Here is a 22287-nt window from a genome sequence, read left to right on the forward strand (position 1 = left end):
CCTCACCTGCTGGACCGCGCAAAGAGCGGTATTCGCCGCGGCGGTTGCCGGCCGTCGACCCTGATGATGCGGACCACTTGCTGCTGCTTGCTGCCCAGGCGCAGTTCGGCCGCGGCGAACAGACGGTCAACGATGTAGTAGTTGCCGCGCATGCGGTAGTTGACGAGCTGGTTGCTGCCGTCGGCTCCGACGATGAAGAGTGGCGGCGCCTCGCCCTGATCGATGCGACGCGGGAATTCGATGTAAACCTTGTTGCCGTCGTCGAAGGCACGCGTCGGCCGCCAAGGCGGCGTGTCACCGCTGATCGAGTAGCGGAAGCGAATGTTTTCGAGCGCCACATTTGAAGCTGCCGGCATGGCGGCGTCGGCCTGCGTATTCCGCTGGCGTAACGCGATGATCTGGTCTTCGCTGTAGGTCCAGGAGATCGCCGCCATGGCAGTCTTCTCGGTACTTTGAAGCTGCAAATGGTATGTGCGCCGTTCCGTGGTGATCACCAGATTGGTGCTAAGCGCCGGGGCGAACGGTTTGACCAGCACATGGGTGCGCTGATTGTCACCGGTGCCGCTGACGGTGTCGCCGATGACCCAGCGCACCGTGTCGCCGGCCGACACGGCTGTTAGCTTCTCGCCCGGTTGTAGGGCGATATCGGTGACACGCCCCGGCGCGGCATAGAGCTGATAGAGCGCGCCATCTGTGAAGGGATAGACCTGAACCGCATTGACATAGCCATACTTGGTGGGTTGCTGCGTTGCCGCCTGGTTGGCGTCGGCGACGCGTTCTTCGGGAGAGCGTTTGTCGTCGACAATCTTGCCAGGGTCAGGCTGCAACTGGCCTGGCAGCGGCAGGGGCTTTGGTACCTCGACGATCTTGACCGGCTTCTCCGGCGGTTTCTCGACCGCAGCCGGTTTGAAGTCGGCAGTGTCATAGGAAATCTGAGGCGGCGGCACCGGCTTCGACGCGCAGGCGGAGAGGACGACTGCTGACGCGGACAGGATCAGTGCTGCACGGAACGATGGTGCTCTATTTGTCATCGGCGGGCTCCTTCGGGGAAACGGGTGTCGGCGCGACGCTGTCGAGTTCGCGCGACCAGTCGATTGCGTTGATGAAGACGCCGAGCGGGTTGTTGCGCAGCTGGTCCGTATTGCTTGGCGGGCGGATCACGACGGTGAGGATCGCAGTCCAGCGCGTCGTGCTGGCGAGACTGCCGCGCTCAAAAACCTGCTCGGTCCATTTGACCTGGAACGAGCTGTCGGAAGCCCGGACCACGCTGGTCACCTGCACCGACACGCTGCGCATGCCGATCTGACCGAAGGGATCGTCCGCCTTGGCATACTCATTGAGGAAGCGTGCGGCGCGGTCGGTGGCAAAATCGTAAGCTGCCAGCCAGTTCTGGCGCACCAGCACCGGATCGGTGGAAACGGAACGGATATTCTGGATAAAGCGGCCAAGATGCCACGCGATCTGCGCGTCGGTGGGCTCGTAGTCCCGGATTGCCCGCGCAACGGCACGCGCCTCGCCGAAGCGGTCGACCTCGACGATGTAAGGCACAACGCGACTTTGCATCGACTGCCAAACGAGGCCGCCGGAGAGCCCAGTCGCCATGGCCAGACAGCCAAGAGCCATCAGGCGCCAGTTCCGGGCCTGCACCCGCGATGAGCCGATGCGCTCATCCCAGAGCTGGCCGGCCTTCTGATACGGCGTGACCGGCTCGGGCGTCTTGCCGTAACGTTGAACGGGTCGCTTGAAGAGCATCTAGTCGTCCTTGTCGTTGAGAGAGGGATTGGCGCTGCCTCCAGGCCTGTCACCGTCACGGACGGCTTGCACGGCGGCGTGGCGATGAGCACGAGCAGTCTGTTCAGAACGCAAGCGCTTTGCCCAATTGGGCGCGGTGCCAGCGGCCGTACTGGACGGGCCCCCGGTCATCGACGGGGTCGGCGCGCCGCCGGTGGCGGTCCATGCGGCTTCGCGTCCGGCATCAGCGCTGCGCCGGAAGCTTCCGCCAGCAGATCGTGCCGCTCGCATCGCGGTACCGCTGGCGGCACCCGCCACGCCCTGCATTCCAGCAGCCACGCCGGACAGGCCGGTCTCGGGCGAGGTTGCTCGTCCCAACTGCCACGCCGAGGAAACCGCCGAGCCCATGGTCGTACCGGCTCGGATGGCGGTAAGCCCGCCGCCAGTTGCCATGCGCGCGCCGGCGAATGCCGCACCTCCGGCCACCAGCGACGCACCGGCTGCCGCCGCGGTAGTCCCAAGTGCTGCGCCCGCGCCAAGTTGTGGCGCGCCGGAGACAAGACCCGAGGCGATCCCAGGCCCGAAAATGCCGAGCCCAAGCAGCGCCAGCGCGCCCAGCACCTGTGACATGGCCGCCGCCAGGTCGGGCTCCTTGCCCTGGAGCGCCGAAGCGAACTCGCCGAAGAGCGTGGAGCCGATACCGACAATGACGGCGAGCACCATCACCTTGATGCCCGACGAGATCACGTTGCCGAGCACGCGTTCAGCGAGAAACGACGAGCGGTTCCACAGCGCGAAGGGCACGAGAACGAAGCCTGCCAACGTCGTGAGTTTGAATTCCAGGATGGTGATGAAGAGCTGGATGGAGAGAATGAAAAAGGCGATGATGACCAGGAACCAGGCCAAGAGCAGCACGAAGATGGTGAGGGCGTTGCCAAAAATTTCGGGGAAGCCAAGAAGCTGGCTCGCCTGATCGAGAAGCGGCCACGCGCCCTCGAAGCCCGTCGCGGCAATGCGGCCTGGATGCAGCAGATTGTCGGCCGATAGATTGCCGGAAGAAGCATTGATGCCGAGACCGGCAAAAGACCGATAGATGATGTCGGCAAGGGTTTTGAAATTGTTCAGGATGAAGGCGAAGACGCCGACATAGAGCACCTTGCGGAGGAGGCGGCCGAGAATGTTGGGCTCGCCCCCGAATGCCCAGGCGAGGCCTGCCAGGGTGACGTCGATGCCAATTAGAATCGTAGTGAGGAAGGCGACGTCGACCGAAAGCAGACCGAACCCGCTATCGATATAGCGGATAAAAGTCTCCATGAAGCGATCGATGACGCCAAGGTCGTTCATGCCGCCGCCTTCCTCATGTTGAAGTGCTAGTGATCAGTTGCCGGATAGGCCGTGCCGGTGCCCAGGAAGCGCTTCGTCGTCTGGCGGGCTGCTTCCTCGGACTGCGCCTTGCGCGCGGCATCCTCGGCCTCGGCCCGGAACTGCGTCGCGAGCAGCGTCTGGATCTGCATCTGCTGCTTGGTCGAAAGCGCGATCAGCTGATTGGTGGCCTGGCTTGCCTCAAGCGCACCGGCCGCGCCTTGGCTGCGGCGGACGAGATCGGCAAGCAGGTCGCCGTCGCCGCGGACATTCTCGACGATCTGCGACTGCACACCCATGGTCTGGCGGAATGCCTGCATGGCGCTCTGCCAACGCTCACGTGCGGCGGTGGCCGCATCGCTCACTTTGATGGTGGCATCGTAGCTTTCCGGATACTGCTCTCGCCACTGGTCCTGGAGCTTGCCGAGATCAAAGCTCAGGCCGCTCGCCTGGTCCATCAAACCGTCGATCCGTTGGAGCGAACCGGTAAGTTGGCCGACCGAGGAAAAATCCAGCCTCTGAAGGTTGCGCGCCATGTTCTGCAGCATGGTGGCCTGGTTTTGCAGCGACTGGATCTGGTTGTTGATCTGCTCCAATGCGCGCGCCGCCGAGAGTACGTTCTGCGTATAGTTGGAGGGATCGAACACGATCAGGGCGTAAGCCGGCTGGACATAGTCAGCCATCGGCTTGGCGATCAGGGAAAGAGTGATCAGGCTGGATAGAAAGCGGCGTCGCATCATGACGATTGCTCCATGTCAGATTGAGGGAATTGCCGGAGAAGCTCGGCGGCCCAATCGAGGCCGCGTGCACCGAGGAATCGGGAGGCAAAGCTGTCCTGCCCGTGCTTGGACAGCACGCTATCGATGAGCGTCTGCGTGGCCGGATCGGACGCGCCGCAAAGCGCAAGCGTGATGGGACCGAGGCCAAGCTCGAAGAGGCGATTACCGCGGCGCGATTGCAAATAGTAGTGACGCTTTGGCGTAGCGCGGGCGACCAGTTCGATCTGCCGTTCGTTCAGACCAAAGCGTTCGTAGGCTGCCCTCGCCTGCGGTTCCACGGCACGATCGTTGGGGAGAAAGATCCGTTGTGGGCAGCTCTCGATGATTGCCGGCGCGATTGAAGAACCAGCGATATCGGCAAGCGACTGCGTGGCGAAGATGACCGACACGTTTTTTTTGCGCAGCACCTTCAGCCATTCGCGGATCCGCGCGGCGAAGAACGGATTGTCGAGATAGACCCACGCCTCGTCGAGCATGAGCAGTGTCGGCCGTCCGTCGAACCGCTCCTCAAGACGATGAAAGAGATAGGTGAGCACCGGCGTCGTGACGGCGCCCTGGCTGTGCATCAGTTGCTCGGTCTCGAAACACTGCACATCCGACAAGGCCAACAGATCGTCATCAGCATCGAGCAGCCGGCCGAAGGGACCGTCGAGTGTGTAAGGCATCAGCGCGGACTTTAGCGCGTTTGACTGAAGCAGGACCGATAAGCCCGTCAGTGTGCGTTCTTGCGCTGGCGCAGTGGCAAGGCTGCTGAGAGCCGACCAGACCGCCTCCTTCACTTCGGGCGTGAGAGTTACGTTCTCATGAGCAATGAGGCCGGCGATCCATTCGGCGGCCCAGCTGCGCGTGGCATGGTCGCCGATATTGCGAAGCGGCTGGAAGGCAAGAGAACCGTCCGCCCCCAATGCGTGGTGTTCTCCACCCATGGCGAGCGTTGCGGCACGAGCGGAATTGCCTTTGTCGAAGACATAGACCTGCGCGCCGGCATAGCGTCGGAACTGCAGAGCTACCAGCGCAAGCAGCACCGACTTGCCGGCGCCGGTCGGACCGACGATCAGCATGTGACCGACATCGTCGACATGGGTGGAAAGCCGGAACGGAGTTGACCCGCTCGTCTCGGCGAAGAGAAGCGGCGGGGCGTCGGTCTGGGTGACTTTCGCGACATGCTCGTTCGTCGCCGGGCCGGCCCACACCGACGACAGCGGCATGAGGTGGGCAAGGTTCAGGGTGTGAACGAGCGGCTGGCGAATATTGGCGTAGACATGACCGGGCAACGAGCCGAGCCAGGCCTCGACCGCATTGACGCTTTCGCGGATGGTGGTGAAGCCGAGTCCATTGATGACGCGCTCGACGGCGCGAAGTTTTTCCGCGGCGGCTTGGCGGTCCTCGTCCCACACCGTCACGGTAGTGGTGAGATAGCCGAAGCCGACGTGATCGCCACCCAACGCCTGAAGGGCTTCGTCGGCATCGTGCGCCTTGTTGTCAGCATCGCTGTCGACCAGCGGGACCGGCTCGTTGGTTACAACCTCGCGCAGGATGGCCGAGATTGACTTGCGCTTGGCAAACCACTGCCGCCGCAACCGTGTCAGCGTCTTCGTGGCGGCAGTCTTGTCGAGCGGAATGAACCGCGTCACCCAGCGATAGGCAAAATCCTGATTATTGAGGGCGTCGAGGATCCCGGGCCGGGTGAGGTTCGGGAAGCCGAGGATGGTGAGGGTACGCAGATGCTGATCGCCCAGCATCGGTTCCAGGCCGCCGGTAAGCGGCACGTCGACGAGGAAGCCGTCGAGATACATCGGCGTTTCCGGCACTGTGACCGGGTGGCGGCGGGTCGCGATTGTGCCGTGCAGGTAGGTTAGCGTCTCGGCATCCTCGAGCCCGCGCACTTCGGGCATGAAGCCGGAGAGAAGGTCCAGCACACGCGCGGTTTCATCACGGAACCGCGTCATCTCCTGGCGCCAGTCTCGTTCGCCTTCGGAATGATGCGAGTCGACGAGCGCGCTTTCCGCCCGCGCTTGGCTGTCGGGCGATGGCATGAACAGCAAGGTCAGGTGATAGCGGCTTTCGAAATGCGCCACCTTGCCCTCAAAGGCCGCGCGGCGTTCTTCGTCGACCAACCATGAGGCAGGGTCGGGAAAACGCGATTGAGGATAGCCCAACGCTTCGACGCGTTCGGCCTCGAAGAACAATGCCCAGCCGGAACCAAGTCGCCTCAACGCATTGTTTGCCCGCGCGCAAATGCCAACAAGTTCGGCTTCCGTCGCGCTTTCGAGATCGGGGCCGCGGAACCGCAGCGTCCGCTGAAAGCTGCCGTCCTTGTTGAGCACGATGCCCGGCGCGACGAGTGCGACCCAGGGCAGATGGTCGGCAAGCCGGTCGGCCTTCCCGCGATATTCCGAAAGGTTCAGCATGCCAGCCACCCCCTCAGACGAAGGTGCCGGACAAGCACGCTGGCAAAGTCCGGATCGCGGCGGGCGGCAAAGACCGCCAGCGTGTGGCCGGCAGTCCAGAGCACCAGCCCCGCTATCCATTGCTGAAGGCCGAGCCCGATGGCTGCGGCAACTGTGCCGTTGAGGATCGCTACCGCTCGCGGCGCCCCGCCCAGCAGGATCGGTTCGGTCAAAGCGCGGTGAACCGGCACCTCGAAGCCTTCGATATGCTGTTCTCCGGTGGCCATCAGACGAGTGCCCCGCCGCCGAAGGAGAAGAAGGAGAGGAAGAAACTCGATGCCGCGAATGCGATCGACAGCCCGAAGACGATCTGGATAAGCCGGCGAAAACCGCCTGCCGTGTCACCAAAGGCGAGCGTCAGGCCGGTGGTGATGATGATGATCACCGCGACGATCTTGGCGACCGGGCCCTGCACAGATTCCAAAATTTGCTGCAGCGGTTGTTCCCAGGGCATGCCGGAACCAGCCGCGTATGCCGGGGCGGTGACTAGAAGCGCGAGCGCGGTGGACGAAAGAAAGCGGAGCTTCTTGAGCATGAAGTGACCTTTCAAAGCTGCTGGAGTTGAGGAGGCGTGAGCTGGGTGACGGCGTAATCGCCGCTGCCGTCGAGACCGGTGACCTCAGCAATCGCGTCGACGCGGCGCGATGATCCGCGCCCGGCGATGAAGACGATCAGATCGATCGCATCGGCGATGAGGCGTCGAGGAACGGTGACGACGGCCTCCTGAGCGAGTTGCTCAATACGGTAAAGAGCGGAGCGCGCCGAATTGGCGTGAACCGTGGCGATGCCGCCGGGGTGGCCCGTGTTCCATGCCTTGAGCATATCGAGCGCTTCCGCGCCCCTCACTTCGCCGACAATGATGCGGTCGGGTCTGAGCCGGAGCGTGGAGCGCACGAGATCGGCAAGCGTCACAGAACCACGCCTCGTTCTCAAGGCAACGCAGTCCTTTGCTGCGCATTGCAGCTCGCGCGTATCCTCGATCAGGATCACCCGCTCGTCGCAGTCGGCGACTTCGGTGAGCAGCGCATTGGCAAGGGTCGTCTTGCCCGAGGACGTGCCGCCTGCGACCAGGATATTGCGCCGCTCGCGCACTGCCTTCCTCAGCGCATCGGCCTGCAGCGGCGATATGATGCGGTCGGCGACATAGTTGGCCAGCGTGTAGAGTTTTGCCGCTGGTTTGCGAATGGCGAAGCACGGCGCCAGCACCACAGGCGGCAGCAGTCCTTCGAATCGTTCGCCCGACGGCAGTTCCGCACTGACGATCGGGTTGTCGGCATGGGCCTCGGCGCGCATATGGGACGCGACCAGGCGGATAATGCGCTCCGCCTCCGAAGGATGCATGTGCACGCCGGTATCGACCCGGCCTTCGCCCAACCGGTCGAGCCGCAGCGCGCCGTCGGGATTGACCATCACCTCGATAACCAATGAATCGGAGAGCGCCTCGGTGATCGCAGGGCCCATGGCGGTGCGCAGCATCGCGCGGCGACGATGGTCGGCCTCCGGATGAGAGCTCATCGTTCCCCTCCCCTGCCGTTCTCCTTGCCGAGCGACCGTTTCCCGGAAGCAATCTGGCGACCGACCTGCTCGACGAATTTGTCGAAACGGTCCTGGGCAATGGCTTGCGTCGCCTTGTCTGGGACAGGCGTGTGCGCGTGAAGCGTGATCGAAAAGCGAATGAAGAGCGCCAGGCTCTCCAGGATCATTTCGGCATCGCGCCGGACTTGAACGAGGTCGCGTGAAAGACGATCGAGCCGCACACCGTAGCGCCGGTCGAGCTCGTTCTCGCCACGCCGCTCGATAAAAGCCTCAACCGCCTTGGCCACAATGGCTGATTTGGTCGTCGAGGGATCGCGACTGAGGTTCTCCAGCCTCTCGCTCAATTCGGGTTCGAGCAGAAACTGGTGACGAATGCGGGGGGTCTTCATGCGGCTTGTTCCGACGGGCCGGCGTTGCGTTGGCGACGGGAACAAGCATCGGCCAAACCCCCGAAATCGCTTATGGCCGTTATCTACGCTGAAGTACGCCGGCTACGCGCCGGCGTTCAGAAGCCGGGCACGATGTCCTTGTCGTCGCCCCTTCCCTCGTTGATGCCATAGGCACGCCCGACGGTGGAGATCCGGTCCATGACGCGCTTGTCGGCCATCGCCTCGCTATCATCATCTGCGGGTGGGGACAGATCGTCCTGGTCCGGTTCCCGGGTGACGGCGGTATGTTCTTCGGGCAGGCCGGGATGGCGCTGCTGCTGAACACCTCCCTCGTCGGCAAGCGCGGCGCCAGCGTTTTCGTCGTCGGAGGCAAGACGACGGTCGACTCGGCGTACTTGGCCAGTCCAGTCGTCTTGGCGCGGCGCAGGGGAGTCTGCGTAGAGAGTGTCATGCAGCACCGGCGCAGGCAGCATCCGTTCGGTGAAATTCTGATCCTCGTAGTAGCGCAGCTTTTTGGCGCGGATGGGGGGCAATCCCGAAACGAGCACCAGTTCGTCCGAAGGCGGCAATTGCATCACCTCGCCAGGTGTCAGCAGCTGCCGGGCGGTTTCCTGGCGGCTCACCATGACATGCGAGAGCCAGGGCGCCAGCCGGTGGCCCGCATAGTTGCGCATCGATCTCAATTCCGTGGCCGTGCCAAGCGCGTCCGAGATTCGCTTGGCCGTGCGCTCATCGTTGGAGGAAAAGGCAATTCGCACATGGCAATTGTCCAGAATGGCGTTGTTCTCGCCATACGCTTTGGAGATCTGGTTCAACGATTGCGCGATCAAGTAGGCGCGAATTCCGTAACCGGCCATAAAGGCGAGCGCGGTCTCAAAGAAGTCGAGGCGACCGAGCGCCGGAAACTCATCCAGCATCATGAGCAGTTGATGCTTGCGACCCTTCTTTGGGTCACCCTCGAGGCGCTCCGTGAGCCGTCTGCCGATCTGGTTCAGGATCAGCCGCACCAAAGGCTTGGTGCGCGAAATGTCAGATGGCGGCACGACCAGATAGAGCGATGTAGGCCGCGCGGCATCCATCAAGTCGGCGATCCGCCAGTCACAAGACGAAGTGGCTGCAGCCACGGTCGGATCATGGTAGAGCCCGAGAAAAGACATGGCGGTCGAGAGGACGCCTGAACGCTCGTTCTCCGACTTGTTCAGCACCTCGCGCGCCGCAGAAGCCACAACGGGGTGTACTTGAGGCCTTTCCGCCGCGCCCAGATGGTTGGTCGTCATCATCCGCTGTAGCGTTGCAACAAATGAGCGCTGCGGGTCCGACAAGAACGTGGCGACCCGAGCGAGTGTCTTTTCCTCCTCGGCATAGAGGACGTGCAGGATGGCGCCGACCAAGAGTGAATGGCTGGTCTTCTCCCAATGATTACGCCGCTCCAGCGCGCCCTCAGGATCGACCAAGATGTCGGCGATGTTCTGAACGTCGCGGACCTCGTTCGGACCTTTGCGCACTTCCAAGAGTGGGTTGTAGCGGGCCGATCGCGGATCAGTCGGATTGAACAATAGGCAATACGAGAACTTCGACCGCCAGCCGGAGGTCAGCTGCCAGTTCTCGCCTTTGATGTCGTGAATGACGGCCGATCCGGACCAGGAGAGAAGAGTTGGGACAACCAGTCCGACGCCCTTGCCCGAACGTGTCGGCGCAAACGCCATGACGTGCTCCGGCCCGTCATGACGCAGATACCGATCCTGCAGTTTGCCAAGGAAGACGCCGGCCGGCTGAAACAGCCCTGCTTTGTCGATCTCCCGCGTCGCCGCCCATCGAGAGGAGCCATAGGTAGTAACCAACCCGCGCTGGCGCGCGCGCCACAGGGAACCAGCGATTGCAGCGGCAAAGCCCATCAATCCACTGGTGCCCGCAAGCATGCCCGCCTTGTCGAATACCTCGGGCGCATAGGCATCGAATTGGAACCACCATTCCAACAGTTTCCACGGCTCGTAGATCGGCCAGCCAGCCGCGACAAACCATGGCGCGCCGAGTTGTTCCTGAAAGGCCAGCATTTGAGCGCACCATTGCGTGGCAGCCCACACGCCGATCAGAACGATGGCGAACACAATGGCGATCTGCCCAATCAGAAGCTTTGTGGGCGTCATTGGATTGCTCCGCTGTTCTGGAGAGGTGGATCGAGCATCGCCCGGGGCGGGCGGAAGAGGAATGCACTCTATGTACGACTTGGTGCGATGAGAGGGTTTGGCGCGCCGTTGCTCTCCTTCGAGGTGGGTATCGATATTCGGGCATTCCCGAGCAAGTCTTGACTGCTGTGTCAGAGGGGGGCCGGTATCGTTCGTGCTCTCGTGAGCACGTCGGATATTTGGTCGGGGAGCTGGCGGTAGCGTGCGGGCAAGCCGCTGAGGAAATCCTGAACATCGAACCCGATCTGAGGTACAACAGGCCTATCGAGGTCGGCTCGCGAGGTCGGCTGCCCGCCACGGGAATTTCTCAGGCGAGCTGGGACATATTGGGCGCTGAGTGTATCTTGGGCGATCTTATCGGACGCCGAATTGACGACATTCATTGTGTGGCAAGGTTCGCCGGCGATGCTGTCGAACAGAGGCCGCGATCACTCCCCGGCCGTGGCACATCGGCGCGCTGCAGAATCTCGATGGGCCACCGTTTCAACGCCCACGCGGATGTCCACAGACGCGTTCCGCCAAGCGCTAGTTGCAAAGCATATGACCCGCATTTCGCAACGCCTCTAGGAACAGGCTAGCTAGGTGAGTGACATCGATTTTGGCCTGCATTGACACCGGCATGCTGGCCCAAGTTTCCAACGGCACAATGAAGCGGGAAAAGGTACCATTTACGACGCAGTAGCGGCTAACAAGGCCTTGTCTGTCCAACGCCACCACACCCATCTGGTCGTCTCGATATCGGATGGCCGCGATCCGCTGGATGTCGGCGTCATCGTCGACCCGCGCGTCGAAAAGCAGGGTTCCGCGGCTCCTCGCTGCTATTTCCGCCGCTTTGTCATTGAAGCTCAAGCAGAGTGAGCGGACGCTTTCCACTGCCATCTGGAAAACCAACAAATCCAGTTCATTCACGGCCATGTGGGCAGTTGAGCCATTAGATGGATTATTGCAATGTCGCACACGGCTTGTTCACAGGTGTCGACCAACTCCACACGCCGATCGTTTTAGTCGACCGCCGACAGACGGCTGCTCCTTGGCTGCCGCTCCTGAGGGGCGCTCACGGGCGTTAACGAGGCCCGGCTTCTGCACCACTCTTGAGAAACTTTTGCTTCCGCGCCGCTTCGCCAATCTGCGCCTCGCCTCTGCAGCCGTCCGCTTATCGGACGCAGATCTCGAGGCTCGTTGGGCCCTTACCGTGGCCTTCTTCGAGGGCGGGAAGCCGCTTGAGCCCCGCTACGCCGGCGACGGCTAAGAAATCCTGACCTACAAGAAGGCAAACCGCATGTGCTTCGACTTTCCCTTCGGCGTCGCCTTGGCCTCCCTCACACTCGTTGGTTGACTCGCGGGGCACCCCGGTCGAGAAAAGCATCGAATGCGGCAGCAACAGAGCGAATCGCAAAGCGATGCTGCCGCGATACGCGGACAAAACCCTTTTCGATGTCCACAATTCCGTCCTTAGTAAGCATCGCCAAGCGTTCAGCTGATTCGAGAAAATGGATCGGATCAGACCCGTGGGCGGCACAGATTGCCGGCACATCGGCCTCGAGATCGCACATTAATCGCTCGATGATTGCGGCTCGCGCGCGGTCTTCGTCGGTAAGACGGTAGCCCTTTGACGTCGCCAGACGGCCAGCTGCGATGTGCCGGCTGTAGGAATCCCGTGTAACCTCGTTCTGGACGTAACCCTCGCCGACACGCCCGATAGCCGACGCGCCGAAACCGATCACGGTTTTGCAGGTGTCGGCCGAGTAACCCAGCGAGTTGCGCCGCAGGCGACCGGTTTTCTGTGCCAGGGCGAGATCGTCGTCCGGCAAGGCGAAATGGTCGAGCCCGATCTCTCGGTAGCCGGCGGCAATCAGCGTCACAGCAATGGCCGCATCCTGTTCGGCGCGGGCAGCGCTGCCTGGAAGAGATGCCTCCTCGATGAGGCGCTGATTCCTAATAAAGGACGGGATGTGGGAGTAGCCGAACGCCGCAAGCCGGTTGGGGCGCATGGCGACCGCCGCTCTCGTGGTCTCGACGCAAGATTGCACCGTTTGATGCGGGAGACCAAAGATGAGGTCGAAGTTGATGCTTCTCACTCCATGCCGACGCAGCATTTCGACGGCAGCCGCGGTTTGCGCCTCAGTTTGGACCCGGTTGATCGCTTTTTGAACAATGGGATCGAAGCTCTGCACGCCGAGGCTCGCGCGGTTCACGCCTGCTGCTTCCAAGGCTTCGGCCATGTCGGCCGTGAACGTGCGTGGGTCGATCTCGACGGCGATCGTAGCCGTTTTTTCGAGCGCAAAGCGGCGGCGCAGCAACTCCATCAGGGCGAGGAACTCTACTGGCCCCATGAGAGTTGGCGTTCCCCCGCCAAAATGCACATCGCTGACGGGCAGCGCCTGCGGCGCGTGCTCCGAGACCAAACGTATCTCGTCATGCAGCGCCGCCAGATAATTGAAGATCGGCGCATCATGGCGAGTGATTGCGGTGGGAAAGCCGCAAAACCAGCACTTTGATCGGCAGAACGGAACGTGCAAGTAAAGTGACGCCGGATCGTCAGTCGGTAGGTTCCTGAGCCATTCCTCATAAGCCTCGGCGCCGACCGCCCCAGAGAACTCCGAGACAGTCGGATAGATGGTGTACCAAGGCAGGCGGACCTCGCGATCTTTTGTGGTCTGCAATAGTTACCGTCCCATGTTGATGCCTTCCATCCTTACCACTGCGCTCTCCTGTGTCTTTGCGCTATATCAGGCCGTTCCGCTTTCGGTCTGATTCGCAGCGATAAGCGCTGTTCAGCCTTGGCTGGACAGCGACGGTATGAGGACGCGCTGGTCAGCGACAAGCGCCATGGGTTTCCCGTCGAGAGGATCGTGCACACGTTTGGGGCTACTATCTTATCCCCTTCCCTTCAGCGTCCGCCTGGGCGAGGAGACGCTGCTGGAAGGCGGCATGCCGCATCTGACTAGTCGGATGCGGGCTCGGCCAGTATCCCAGCTTCGATATCGACCGGATCGGGCGGCGACTCCAATGCAACCTTGGCGTCCAAAGACCTCGACGCGCTGACCGCCGCCGGCGTGACCGCGCTCGCCGCGCAGGATCCTTCGGACAAGCAGATCACTTACGTCAAGGCGCCGTTCACGTCGCTGGCGGGGTTGCCCGTAGGCACAGCCAAGCAGCGTGAGGGGCGGCCAAAGGGATAACCAATCGTTGCTAACCGGCATGCTCCACCAAGGCGGTGCGCGCTTGCGCCGGTTGAAGGGCTTGGAGTTTTCCCAACGGTGCGAGCGTTGCGACCTATGAAAGGCTCCCAATCATTCGACTGTGACTGATTTCGCCAGGTTGCGTGGCTGGTCGAGATCTGTGCCCACGCAGACGGCCGTGTGATACGCAAGAAGCTGTATCGGCAGCGAGAAGATCATCGGCGCGACAATCTCGTCGGTGGCCGGCAGCACGATCGTGTGCATCGTATCGAGTTTCGATGCGGCTGCCCCTTTGCCATCGGTGATGAGGATAATGCGCCCTCCGCGGGCGGCCACTTCCTGCATGTTTGAGAGGGTCTTGTCGAAAAAGCGATCATGTGGCGCGATGACGATCACTGGCATGTTCGAGTCTATCAATGCGATAGGACCGTGCTTCAATTCACCTGCCGCATAGCCCTCGGCGTGGATGTAGGAAATTTCCTTGAGCTTCAGCGCACCTTCCATCGCGAGTGGGAAATTTGTGCCACGGCCGAGGTACAGGACATGATGACACTTTGACAGTTCGCGCGACAGAAGCTCAATCTGCGGCTGGATGCTGTTCAGCACCTGCCTCATGAGGCGCGGCATTTCCGTGAAGCTCCCGACGAACGCCTGCGCCTCATCTTCGGTCACGGTTCCGCGGACCTTGGCTGCGTGGATGGCGAGTGCTGCAAGTACGGCAAGCTGGCAGGTGAAGGCCTTGGTGGAGGCGACACCGATCTCCGGGCCGGCAAGGATCGGGAAGACCACATCGGCCTCCCGAGCGATGGTCGATTCGCGCGCATTGACGACGGCGCCAATTTTCAGCCCAAGCTGCTTGCAGTACCTCAGCGATGCCAGCGTATCGGCGGTTTCGCCCGACTGTGAAATGAAAAGAGCCGCAGACTGCGCAGACAGCGGGATCTCGCGATAGCGGAATTCGGATGCAACATCTATTTCGACGGGCAGGCGCGCATAGCGCTCGAACCAGTATTTTCCGATCAGTCCCGCGAGATACGCGGTGCCGCAGGCAGAGATCGCCAAGCTCGGGATCCTGGCGAAGTCGATGCCAAATGCCGCATCGGCGCCATTTTCTATGAGATTGGTATACTGACCGAGCGCATCGGCGATGACCTCGGGCTGCTCGAGGATTTCCTTCTCCATGAAGTGGCGATGGTTGCCCTTGTTGGCCAGAGTGGCCGCAGCCATCGAGGTCTGGCGCGGACGCGCGACGGGGAGGCCGTCGTTATCAAAGATGTCGGCGCCCGTCCTGCTGACAACGGCCCAGTCGCCGTCGACGAGATAGGTGATTTCATTCGTGAATGGAGCAAGCGCGATCGCGTCGGAGCCCAGGAACATCTCGCCGTCGCCATGACCGATCGCCAGCGGTGGTCCATTGCGCGCCGCAATGATGGTCGACGGATCATCTTCAAAGAGGATGGCAAGGCGCGTAGGCACCCCTGACGCTTTTCAGCATGGCATGCACCGCCTCACCGCGCCCCATGCCCGCCCGGCGGTGTCCTGCCAAGAGATGCGCAAGGACCCTCAGTGTCGGTGTCGGTCTGGAACTCGGTTCCCGTCGCCGCCAATTCGTCCTTCAGTTCGGCGAAATTCTCGATGATGCCGTTATGGACGACGGCCCGGGCCACGAGCCGTCCGTTGATCAAAGATGTCGGCGCCCGTCTGCTGACAACGGCCCAGTCGCCGTCGACGAGATAGGTGATTTCATTCGTGAATGGAGCAAGCGCGATCGCGTCGGAGCCCAGGAACATCTCGCCGTCGCCATGACCGATCGCCAGCGGTGGTCCATTGCGCGCCGCAATGATGGTCGACGGATCATCTTCAAAGAGGATGGCAAGCGCGTAGGCACCCCTGACGCTTTTCAGCATGGCATGCACCGCCTCACCGCGCCCCATGCCCGCCCGGCGGTGTCCTGCCAAGAGATGCGCAAGGACCTCAGTGTCGGTGTCGGTCTGGAACTCGGTTCCCGTCGCCGCCAATTCGTCCTTCAGTTCGGCGAAATTCTCGATGATGCCGTTATGGACGACGGCCACACCGTCCGTGAAGTGCGGGTGTGCATTGCGTTCCGTCGGTGGCCCATGGGTTGCCCAGCGGGTGTGGGCGATGCCGATGGTGCCACTCAGCGGCTCTTCCTTCAGTCTCGTCTCGAGATTGACGAGCTTGCCCTCGGCGCGCCGGCGGTGCAAGGTGCCCTCGGTGATCGTCGCAATGCCGGCCGAATCATAGCCGCGATATTCCAGACGCTTCAACGCGTCGACCAGGCGCTCCGACACCGGCTGTTGCCCAACGATGCCAACAATCCCGCACATGTTCTTCTCCGAATTCTTCCCGGCAGCCGACGCAGACGAGGACGAACACGCGCCCGGCGTGCTCAGTTAGAATCTTCTAATGAAATCCAGTGAGATCAGTAAAATTGATTGTTAGGATGGCTATCATCCACGCTATGGATGAATAAACCCCGGCCGCTGCGGGTGATGGCGCTGTCCACCTGCGACCGCTCTTGCGGCGCATTCTTGAGCAGGGATTGCTAATTGGACCGGTCGCTCCCGTACTGCGAGAAACCTCCTATACTGGACCGCTGAAAATCTCAGAAAGTGGCAGTTTATCTTGAACCAGTGAACTGCGATTTTGGCTTGTAGTCATGGAAGCGATCGGGACCGGGTCGCGTCGTTCTTGGATGCTTTGCGCTTGAATTGATGGAGTTGCCTGGATGTTTGAGGGTCCCATCATCGACGTCGAATCGAGAATATTGCGCCGGGATTAAGAGCCGTGAGCGTCCACGTCGATGCCACTTCTGACGGGAGTGGAATGCCCGACACAATGATGAACGGAGAGGCAGTCAACGATGGCGCGACGACATTTGCGTCACCTGCGTTGGTGACCGTGCCGGACGACGCATTGGCGGAGGCGACGAATGCCCTGGTCGGAGATTGAATGCTTGATGCAATGCGAGCCAAGAAATTGCCCCCGGATGACGTTTCCGGTCGAGGGATCCATGGTCGTGGCAATCCGGTGCGATCGATCCGATCGAGATTATGAAGGGCTGAGAGAATGAATGTCGATCTCCATCAGTTACTCATCGTCTTTGCTGCATATGTCATTGCCGCAGGGAGCCCCGGCCCGAGCAACATGCGCATCATGGGGGTTGCCATGTCGCGCGGCAGGGGTGCCGCGCTCATACTCGCGTCTGGCGTCGTCAGCGGCTCGATCTTCTGGGGTTTTATGGCCTCGACCGGCATCTCCGCCCTCTTGGCCAGGTACGCCCAGGCACTACTCGTCCTGCAGGTTTTCGGGGGCCTTTACTTGCTATTACTCGCCTTCAGGGCGGGACGGTCGGCGCTTACGTCGAACGAGAAGCTGGCGGTGCGCGCCTCGACCGACGAAGTCGCTTTTTCACGGGGTAAGCTCTATGGAAGGGGCCTCCTGATGCATTTGGCGAACCCAAAATCCGTGCTGGCATGGATCGCGCTCGTCACACTGGGAATCGGCCCGAATTCGTCGTGGCAGACCATGGCGGCCATATTGGGTGGCTGCGCCGTCTTAAGTGTCACGATATTCTGCGGCTACGCCATTGTCTTCTCCACACCGCCGATGGTGGCTCTGTATCGCCGCTGTCGCCGTTGGATCGAAAGTCTGCTGGCAATGTTCTTCGTATTCGCCGGGCTGCGCATGCTGCTTTCCCCTATGTAGTTTCGAAAGGAATGGATGATGACTTTGTTTCGCGGCATGTCGGCGTTCCCCCTCACGCCAACCGATGCGAAAGGGCATGTCGACACCGAGGCATTGGCTCGTTTTCTCGAGCGTATTCAACGAGCGGGAGCAGACTCCATCGGCCTTTTGGGGAGCACGGGCGGCTATGCTTACCTCACGAGGGAAGAACGCAAGCGCGCCGTTCAGGCTGCCGTGGAATGCATTGGCGGCAAAACGCCTCTTTTCGTGGGGGTGGGTGCATTGCGTACCGACGAAGCTCAGGCTCTGGCGCGCGATGCAAAATCCGCTGGCGCTGACGGCCTGCTCCTGGCACCCATGTCCTACGTTCCCCTGAATGAGGATGAAGTCTTCCAGCACTTCGTCGCGGTTGCCGAGGCGGGGGAACTGCCTTTGTGCATATACAACAATCCAAGCACCACGCGCTTCACATTCAGCGACGCATTGATCGCCCGGCTGTCAGAGGTGTCCAACATCGTCGCCGTGAAAATGCCTCTGGCGGCGAATGAGGATTACACGGGAGAACTGGCACGCTTGCGGTCGATGACGCCTGACACGTTCACAATCGGATACAGCGGCGATTGGGGCGCGGCGGATGCCCTGCTCGCCGGATGTGACACCTGGTACAGCGTTGCGGCAGGTTTGCTGGCGGTCCCGGCGCTTGCGCTGACGCGTGCGGCGCAGTCCGGCGACGTGGCGGAGTCCGCTCGGTTGAACCGCGCTTTCGAGCCGCTCTGGACCTTGTTCAAGCACTACGGCAGCTTCCGCGTTATGTTCATCATCGCCGAATACCTCGGTCTGGCGCACGTCGAGCCACCGCGCCCTATTTTGCCGTTGCCGGACAACGCCGGAGATGACATTAGGCAGGCACTGGAGAAGCTCCACACAGCATGCGCAGTGCAACTGCTACACTAAGCAGCCCGCGCGCTGGCGTTCCCCGCACCGTTCGAGATGGAAGTCAGGCGGCGCAGAATTGGATAGCTGCTCAACACCGCCTTTAACCACGTGCGGACTACGCCGGCATTAACCGGCGGGCAGATGCGCCGAGGGCAACAAGCGCGCCTGACGCAACGCCGCCAGATCAGCCGAGCCGGTGCAGAAGCAGGCGACTGCCAGCTGGCGGATGACGATCTCGAAATGCGCGACAACCGCCTCGGTGGACACCATCGCCGCGGGCAGCACGCCGGCCGCCTGGCCGGCGAAGTCCGCGCCCAGGCGGATGGCCTTGGCCACGTCGCCGCCGTCTCGGATACCGCCCGACGCGATTAACTTCACCGTTGGCAGCGCCCGACGCACCGCCTGCACGCCGGCCGGGGTCGGAATCCCCCAGTCGGCGAACGACATCGCCACTGCACGGTCGGCGGCATCGCGGGCCCGCTCGCCCTCCACCGCGGCCCAACTGGTGCCGCCGGCGCCGGCGACATCGATCATCGCCACGCCCGCCTCGACGAGCGCAGAGGCCACCGAGGCGGACAGGCCCGACCCCACTTCCTTGGCCACGATCGGCACGCCCACGCTGCGCGCGGCACGAGCGATCTGCGCCAGGACGCCGCGCCAGTCGCGGTCGCCCTCCGGCTGTACCGATTCCTGCAGCGGATTGAGATGGACGATCAGTCCATCGGCCTCCAGCGCATCAACCGCCCGGCGCGCCAAGTCCAGGCCGTCGGCCTCGCGCAGTTGCGCGGCGCCGATATTGGCCAACAGGGGGATGTCTGGGGCCAGGTGTCGCAGCGCGCGCGTCAGCCCTTGGGAGTTGCGGGATTGCAGGCTAACGCGCTGGGAACCGACGCACATCGCAATCCCCAAGGCTTGAGCTGCCTCGCTCAGATGCCGGTTGATGGCCTCGGCGCGCGGCGTGCCGCCGGTCATGGAGCTGATCAGCAGCGGCGCGCGCATGGTCTTGCCTAGCAGCGAGGCGCGCAGGTCGATCTGCGTCAGGTCCAACTCGGGCAATGCGCAGTGTTCGAAACGGATATACTCCCAGCCGGCGGCGACCGTGGCCGGCGCCGTTCGCCGATCCAGCACGATGCCAAGATGGTCGTCCTTGCGGCGGCTCAGGGTGGTGTCGTTCATGCTCGCTCCATCGGTCGCATCGGGCGACGGCGTTGCGTCGGATCGGACTGACGGCAGCGCGCGCACGTCGCCGCCTCCCGCGCCTTCAGGCCGGCCCACGCTGGCCTCCCCCGCAGTGTCCCTGGCCTCCCCCGCAGTGTCCGTGCGGTAGCGGCTTGCCGATGTCTGGTAGTACTGCGTGCGGATGGCTGCCATGGCCTCGATCAACGGTCCCCACGGCGCGGGAAAGCCTGCTTCCGCCATCACTCGGTGCAGCATGCGCGTATGGCCGGCCAGCTCGTCGTTGAGGAACTTCACCACAGGCATAGCCGGATAGCGCTGCAGCAGCAGAATCGCCGCGTTGTCGGCCTCGCCGGCCGACCTGTCCTTGTCGCGTCCATGCAGATCGTTCTGCAGGCGCCCTATCGCGGAGATGAGCCGCAGGACCTGGCGAAACGCCGGACGCGCGCGCAAAGTAGCCATGTCCAGCCCCCACAACAACGACAGGCAACACAACACGTTCCTGTAGGCGATCGAATCGACGCCGTTGTGCAGGTACTCGGCGTAGGACCAGCGCTCCGCCCTGCTGCCTGCGCCTCTCCGGCGCGCAGCGCCGCGCAGTAGCACCGGGTATCGTCGAGAAGCTGAGCATAGTCGCGACGATCGTAGGCGAGCGCGGCCAGCGAAGCGCTTAGCACAGCGCAGCCCTCGAATCCTGGGAGTGCGCACGGTACGCCCTGCCCCAGCGCCTGCTCCACCGCGGCGAGCTGCTCCGGCGCGATCAGCCCAAGGTCATTGCAATCGTCGAGCCAAAACAGCAGCGCCAGTTCGCGATAGAACGTCACGATCAGCGTTTCATCCTGCGGATCGCGGCCAGTGCGGGCGCTGGTTTCGCGCAGGCTCTGGTCGATGCGCTGCAGGATGTACCGGCCGCCCCTGACCGCTTCCACGGCATGCTCCTCGGCGAACCCGGTCAGGGAACGCCCCCACTCCAGCACCTGCTGCAGCGCGCGTTCGGTCTGGGTCATGGCGCCGCTCCTGCTCCCTCGGCCAGCACGCGCTGCCCCCAACCAAGCGCCAGCCACAACCCGGCGAGTTCGGCCACGCGCACCACCCGGGTTGGGCAATACAGTTCTTTGCCGATCCACAGCGGCATCTGCCGCAATGCATGCGCCCTATAGCGGGCGAGCATCCACTCCAGCGCACGCGCCACGGCCTGCGCGATGCGTCGGCGCCCTATCGGCTCTTCGCTTCCGTCCATCACGTGCAACGCGAACAGCGCATAGGCGGTTTCCTCGAATGTGGACGCGCGACCGGCGCCCCAGCCGCCGTCGTCGCGCTGCGCCTGCAGCAGCGCCGCCACCGCGCGCTCGTCGCGCCAGTGGGGCTTGCCTTGCGCCAGCGCAGCGACCGCATGCGCGGTGGGATACAGCCAAGAAACATGCCATTTTTCGTTGTCCCATAGACCGTGCGGGTTGCGATTGGCCTCGACGTAGGCGCTGGCGCCGGCGGCGGGCTTGCCCGACAGTCGCAACGCATGCAGGGCATGGATGTTGGTCGAGACCGAAGCATTACGCTCGCCGGGGAAGGTCACGAATAGCTCGCCGATTTCGAAATGGCGCAACGTGTCGACCGCCGGGTCGCGGCCTGCAAGGCGCAGGACGCACAACGCAACGGCGGTGTCGTCCGCATCGGCCGCGAACTGCAGGGCCGGGCCCAGACCGCGCTCGCCCAGGCGGGCCTCGAGCTGCGCGACGATCACGCGCACCATCTCGGCGAGCGCGGGATGCGCGAACAGCCCGGCCAGATGCAGGGTGTACAGCGACCAGCATGGCTCGAACACATTGATCGGCCAGACGTTGGGAACGACACCTTCGATGCCGCTGCGTGTCGCCCGCGATGCCGTTTGCAGATACGCGTCGGCGCGCCCGACTTGCGGCGTGCTCCCTTGTCTCACGGCCTGCGCACGCCACGCGGCGGTGGCCGCCGGACTGATGCCGATGCTGCCGTCGGCATCCGGGCATGCGGTGGTCGGCGACGTCCCCCAGGCTTCCCAGGAGTGCAGCAACGGATGGCCGCTCGGCAACGTCGCCACCGCCCCCAGCTTGACCAGGCACGCTTGCCGCAACGGCAACAGCGCCGCGTGGCGCGGAAACGCCACGCCGCCCAGCAGGGATGAAGCCTCGCCGGATAACTGCGGCAGAATCAGCTCCGCCCCGATCGGCGCGTCTTCCGGCACCGCATCCGCGTAGGGATCGGGCTGGCGCTCGAGGAATCGGGTTGCAGCCTGGACTGCGTCGGCAGCGTCGGGAATAGAATCGGCACGTTGCAGTGCCAGCAACGCCGCCCACGTGGGCGCATGGCGGAACAGCGGGAAGTCCGCGTTTCCCCATCCGCCATCGGCCTGTTGCTGCGCGATGAGCCACGCGTAGGCCTCCTGCCGACCGGTGACGTTGCCGTGGAAATGCAGAGCTCGCGCCGTGTCGTATACGGACGGACCGACGGCGCCGCCGTCGCTCATCTCGCTCAGCAGCTGGCGCAGTTCGGAAAGGACCTGTTCGGACAGCGCGTTCACGCGGGATGTTCCTTCGGCAGACGGTTACCGAGAATCAAGATCGGGCAGACGCCGCGCGCCTCGCCGCAGGCCCGTCGCGGCCCGGCGCATGTGCAACGCCGTGCGGCCGCCCTGCTGCGGCGCGGCGACGCGCCCCGATGCTGGCGCCGGTGCGCTGCATAGGCTTGCGCGCAGAGCGCCGGTGTGCCGCGACCGTGCTGGGCAAGCGCTGACCATCGCCGCGGACGCGGACGCAGCGCAGCATGCACCGGTGGCCCCGGCCGATCGCAGCGGCACAGGGGCGACTTTATGCGGACGG

General features: G+C 62.9%; 17 protein-coding genes and 3 pseudogenes. 3 read left to right on the forward strand and 17 right to left on the reverse strand.

The genetic code is table 11. The features are described from left to right. Positions 1-2: 2 nt before the first annotated feature. From trbG to hemN, 12 genes are all read right to left on the reverse strand, one after another. Positions 3-1031, reverse strand: coding sequence for a P-type conjugative transfer protein TrbG (trbG, locus tag EJ072_RS05730; protein ID WP_126078926.1), 1029 nt, complete (start codon positions 1029-1031; stop codon positions 3-5). Beyond that, positions 1021-1752, reverse strand: coding sequence for a conjugal transfer protein TrbF (trbF, locus tag EJ072_RS05735; RefSeq protein ID WP_126078927.1), 732 nt, complete (start codon positions 1750-1752; stop codon positions 1021-1023). Before trbF ends, trbG begins: the two co-directional genes overlap by 11 nt. After that, complete coding sequence (gene trbL, locus EJ072_RS05740) at positions 1753-3075, reverse strand: P-type conjugative transfer protein TrbL (protein ID WP_126078928.1); 1323 nt, start codon at positions 3073-3075, stop codon at positions 1753-1755. A 26-nt stretch (positions 3076-3101) separates the two neighbouring features. Continuing rightward, positions 3102-3833: a P-type conjugative transfer protein TrbJ gene (gene trbJ / locus EJ072_RS05745; RefSeq protein WP_095811626.1), complete on the reverse strand. Its 732-nt coding sequence runs from the start codon at positions 3831-3833 to the stop codon at positions 3102-3104. Continuing rightward, positions 3830-6283 carry a conjugal transfer protein TrbE gene (trbE, locus tag EJ072_RS05750; RefSeq protein WP_126078929.1) on the reverse strand — a complete coding sequence of 818 codons (2454 nt, stop codon included), beginning with the start codon at positions 6281-6283 and terminating at the stop codon, positions 3830-3832. Before trbE ends, trbJ begins: the two co-directional genes overlap by 4 nt. Then, a complete protein-coding gene (locus EJ072_RS05755; protein ID WP_126078930.1) occupies positions 6277-6549 on the reverse strand; it encodes a VirB3 family type IV secretion system protein in 273 nt (90 codons plus the stop codon). The genes trbE and EJ072_RS05755 overlap by 7 nt, the downstream gene beginning before the upstream one ends. Continuing rightward, positions 6549-6857, reverse strand: a complete 309-nt coding sequence (locus EJ072_RS05760; RefSeq protein ID WP_095776539.1) for a TrbC/VirB2 family protein — start codon at positions 6855-6857, stop codon at positions 6549-6551. Before EJ072_RS05760 ends, EJ072_RS05755 begins: the two co-directional genes overlap by 1 nt. Before the next feature lie 11 nt (positions 6858-6868). Further along, a complete protein-coding gene (gene trbB / locus EJ072_RS05765; protein ID WP_126078931.1) occupies positions 6869-7837 on the reverse strand; it encodes a P-type conjugative transfer ATPase TrbB in 969 nt (322 codons plus the stop codon). Further along, complete coding sequence (locus EJ072_RS05770) at positions 7834-8247, reverse strand: CopG family transcriptional regulator (RefSeq protein WP_126078932.1); 414 nt, start codon at positions 8245-8247, stop codon at positions 7834-7836. Before EJ072_RS05770 ends, trbB begins: the two co-directional genes overlap by 4 nt. A gap of 116 nt (positions 8248-8363) precedes the next feature. Further along, positions 8364-10394, reverse strand: a complete 2031-nt coding sequence (locus EJ072_RS05775; protein ID WP_126078933.1) for a conjugal transfer protein TraG — start codon at positions 10392-10394, stop codon at positions 8364-8366. A gap of 564 nt (positions 10395-10958) precedes the next feature. Beyond that, the gene (locus EJ072_RS05785; protein WP_126078934.1) at positions 10959-11348 is read right to left on the reverse strand and encodes a hypothetical protein; all 390 of its coding nucleotides are present in this window, start codon (positions 11346-11348) and stop codon (positions 10959-10961) included. Positions 11349-11752: 404 nt separating this feature from the next. Further along, on the reverse strand, positions 11753-13096 hold the full coding sequence (hemN, locus tag EJ072_RS05790) for an oxygen-independent coproporphyrinogen III oxidase (RefSeq protein ID WP_126078935.1): 1344 nt from the start codon (positions 13094-13096) through the stop codon (positions 11753-11755). A 354-nt stretch (positions 13097-13450) separates the two neighbouring features. On the opposite strand from hemN, the gene EJ072_RS35830 reads away from it, so the two are divergent. Then, positions 13451-13615: a hypothetical protein gene (locus EJ072_RS35830; RefSeq protein ID WP_189343226.1), complete on the forward strand. Its 165-nt coding sequence runs from the start codon at positions 13451-13453 to the stop codon at positions 13613-13615. A gap of 111 nt (positions 13616-13726) precedes the next feature. Here the strand turns inward: EJ072_RS35830 and glmS are convergent. Both glmS and EJ072_RS37485 read right to left on the reverse strand, forming a co-directional pair. Then, a pseudogene (gene glmS / locus EJ072_RS05795) lies at positions 13727-15273 on the reverse strand (glutamine--fructose-6-phosphate transaminase (isomerizing)); the annotation flags it as partial. A gap of 48 nt (positions 15274-15321) precedes the next feature. After that, a pseudogene (locus tag EJ072_RS37485) lies at positions 15322-15963 on the reverse strand (glutamine--fructose-6-phosphate aminotransferase); the annotation flags it as partial. 742 nt (positions 15964-16705) lie between these two features. Here EJ072_RS37485 and EJ072_RS05805 point away from each other — a divergent pair. Beyond that, positions 16706-17344 (forward strand): LysE family translocator, encoded by a 639-nt coding sequence (locus EJ072_RS05805; protein WP_126078936.1) that lies wholly within the window; start codon positions 16706-16708, stop codon positions 17342-17344. An 18-nt stretch (positions 17345-17362) separates the two neighbouring features. Further along, a complete protein-coding gene (locus EJ072_RS05810) occupies positions 17363-18277 on the forward strand; it encodes a dihydrodipicolinate synthase family protein (RefSeq protein WP_126083515.1) in 915 nt (304 codons plus the stop codon). 108 nt (positions 18278-18385) lie between these two features. Here EJ072_RS05810 and fni read toward each other — a convergent pair whose 3' ends face one another. From fni to EJ072_RS05825, 3 genes and pseudogenes are all read right to left on the reverse strand, one after another. Then, positions 18386-19435: a type 2 isopentenyl-diphosphate Delta-isomerase gene (gene fni, locus EJ072_RS05815; protein WP_095811723.1), complete on the reverse strand. Its 1050-nt coding sequence runs from the start codon at positions 19433-19435 to the stop codon at positions 18386-18388. Between the two features lie 138 nt (positions 19436-19573). Then, a pseudogene (locus tag EJ072_RS05820) lies at positions 19574-20442 on the reverse strand (hypothetical protein); the annotation flags it as partial. Beyond that, a complete protein-coding gene (locus EJ072_RS05825; RefSeq protein WP_126078937.1) occupies positions 20439-21989 on the reverse strand; it encodes a hypothetical protein in 1551 nt (516 codons plus the stop codon). The pseudogene EJ072_RS05820 and the gene EJ072_RS05825, both read right to left, overlap by 4 nt. Positions 21990-22287 lie beyond the last annotated feature (298 nt).

The sequence above is a fragment of the Mesorhizobium sp. M2A.F.Ca.ET.046.03.2.1 genome (genome assembly GCF_003952425.1).
Classification (GTDB): domain Bacteria; phylum Pseudomonadota; class Alphaproteobacteria; order Rhizobiales; family Rhizobiaceae; genus Mesorhizobium.